Below are 2,533 nucleotides of genomic sequence, written 5' to 3' on the forward strand. Positions count from 1 at the left end.
GCCGCCAACGCTGCGCCGCCGCCCGACGAGGCTGCAATATCCCCGATGTTGCTGCCTGAGGCGGGTTTGAGGCGGCAATATCCCCGATGTTGCTGCTTCGGTAGGGGGTCAGGGCAGCGACGTCGCCGATGTTGTTGTTGCGGCGTGAGTCTGCGGCAGGAGGCGGGCGTCAGGAGTGGCTCCGGCGCGGCTTGCGGCATCTCGGGCCCTCCCATCCAGCGGATACGCCAAGTTGCGGTATGTCGGGCCGGCTCGTCGGCCGGGATCCCGGGCCGGCTTCTAGGCTGGCTGGGGCGCGCGGACGTGGATCGGCGTCGTGAACTGGCTGAGGCGGGCGGACCCGGCTCGCTGTCCTGAGCCGGCCGGGGCGGGCGGACCTGGCTCGCTGTCCTGAGCCGGCCGGGGCGGGCGGACCTGGGTCGGCGGAGGTGGGCCGCCGTCCTGAGCCGGCCGGGGCGGGCGGACGTGGGTCGGCGTCCTGAGCCGGCCGGGGCGGGCGGACCTGGGTCGGCCGGGGCGGGCGGAGGTGGGTCGGCTGGGGCGGGCGGACCTGGGCGGCGGCCCCCGGGGTGTTTGATGCCCGGACCGGGACGCGGACGTCGGTGCCAACCCGCGCTCCTGCTCGCGTGGGCCGCGCCACAGCGGGTAGAACAGTCGCCATGGCCGACACCGACACCGCGCCCGGCGCACAGCGGTTCATTCCGCCGCAGGCCGACACCCTCGACGACCTGCGGGCCGCCGCCACCGGCTGCCGAGGCTGCGAGCTGTACCGGGACGCTTCCCAGACCGTCTTCGGTCGGGGCGACGCCAGTGCCAGGGTGGTCTTCGTCGGCGAGCAGCCCGGCGACATGGAGGACCAGAAGGGGCTGCCCTTCGTGGGCCCCGCCGGCCGACTGCTGCGCAAGGCGGTCGACGACGCCAAGCTGGACCCGGCCCACATCTACCTCACCAACGCCGTGAAGCACTTCCGCTTCGAACTGCGTGGTAAGCGCCGGATCCACCAGACCCCCGACCGGGTGCACATCACCGCCTGCCGGCCGTGGCTGGTCGCCGAGTTCGCCCAGCTGACCCCCGAGGTGATCGTGGTGCTCGGGGCGACCGCCGCGAAAGCGCTGCTCGGCCCGACGTTCCGGGTCACCCGTCAGCGCGGCGAACTGCTGCCCTGGCCGGCCGCCGCCCAACACCCGGAGGACTTCCAACGGGTACCGGTGGACAGCGCCGGAGGGACCACCGACGCGCCCCCGGCCCAGCTGCTGGCCACCATCCACCCGTCCGCCGTGCTCCGGGCCGACAACCAGGACGTGGCGTACGACGGACTGGTCGCCGACCTCACCGTCGCGGCTCGCGCCCTCGCCGGCTGACGCCACCGGCCGGCCGATCGTCCCCAGTGGAGACTGGCCGTGATGTCGGCGGGGCAGAACCGGCACCTGGCAGGTGATCGGACCGGGCCAGTGGCGAGAGCCTCCGCGCCGAACTGCCGGCGTACCTCCGCTGGCGCGTCCGGCGCGCGGTGCTCGCGCTCGCCGAACTGGACACCGAGGTCACCATCGCGCGGACCTTCGTCAACCACTGCGTGGCCGAGTTCAACGCCGGCCGGCTGTCGAGGACCGACGCGGCCAAGGCCAAGTGGTGGACCACGGAGTTGCAGAACCGGGTGGCCGAACGGTGCGTGCAATTGCCCGGCGGCTACGGCTTCATGGCGGAGTACCCGGTGGCGGGGCCTGGCTGGACAGCCGGGTGCAGACCGTCTACGGCGGCACCACGGAGATCATCGGTCGCGGCCTGGGGCTATGACGAAAACCGGGCTGCCGGCTGTCGGTCGGGTGCGAAAGGATGGTCACCCCTTACCCGAGGAGCCTCCCGTTGGCCACTGACCTGACCACCACGCAGACGGCGCACCCAGACGTCGCGCCGATCCAGCGGCGTACCCTGCGGCTGCTCTTCATCACCCAGATCGTCGGCGGCATCGGGGTGACCATCGGCATCGCAGTCGGCGCCCTGCTCGCCGCCGAGATCGCCGGCACCGCCGTGGCCGGCCTGACGCAGAGCGCCGCCGTGGTCGGCGCCGCACTGCTCGCCGTGCCGGTCACCCGGATCATCACCGGGTACGGCCGCCGCCCCGGCCTGGCCGTCGCGTACCTGGTCGGGGCGTTGGGCGGGGTGCTTGTCGTGCTCGCCGCGGCGACCCGGTCGGTGCCCCTGCTCTTTCTCGGCATGCTCCTCTTCGGCGGCGGCGCCGCCGCCAACCTCCAGGCCCGCTACGCCGCGGTCGACCTCGCCGAACCGGACCGCCGCGCCCGGCAACTGTCGCTGATCGTCTGGGCCACCACCATCGGCGCGGTGGCCGCCCCGAACTTCGCCGCTCTCGCCGACCGCACCACCAGCGGCTGGGGGCTGCCGGCGCTGTCCGGCCCGTTCGCGTTCAGCGCCGTCGCGTTCGTGCTCGCCGCCGGCGTACTGCTGCTGTGGTTGCGGCCCGACCCACTGCTCACCGCGCGCCGGCTCGCGGCGGCCCGGGCCGGCGCGTCCGAGC

General features: G+C 73.9%; 3 protein-coding genes and 1 pseudogene. All 4 read left to right on the forward strand.

The window, feature by feature from the left end; translation table 11 throughout:
- Positions 1-659: 659 nt before the first annotated feature.
- A complete protein-coding gene (locus AC2CHE_RS26705; RefSeq protein WP_484507588.1) occupies positions 660-1,361 on the forward strand; it encodes a UdgX family uracil-DNA binding protein in 702 nt (233 codons plus the stop codon).
- A gap of 212 nt (positions 1,362-1,573) precedes the next feature.
- Positions 1,574-1,657, forward strand: a pseudogene (locus AC2CHE_RS26710) (hypothetical protein); the annotation flags it as partial.
- An 8-nt stretch (positions 1,658-1,665) separates the two neighbouring features.
- A complete protein-coding gene (locus AC2CHE_RS26715) occupies positions 1,666-1,794 on the forward strand; it encodes a hypothetical protein (RefSeq protein ID WP_484507590.1) in 129 nt (42 codons plus the stop codon).
- 69 nt (positions 1,795-1,863) lie between these two features.
- Positions 1,864-2,533, forward strand: a 670-nt coding sequence (locus AC2CHE_RS26720; protein ID WP_484507589.1) for an MFS transporter, incomplete at its 3' end; no start/stop codon positions are given.

The organism is Micromonospora sp. ATLC16 (assembly GCF_057196645.1).

Excerpts from the sequence above, each read along its gene's own strand:
- AC2CHE_RS26705 (WP_484507588.1), top strand. The coding sequence starts at position 660 with ATGGCCGACACCGACACCGCGCCCGGCGCACAGCGGTTCATTCCGCCG.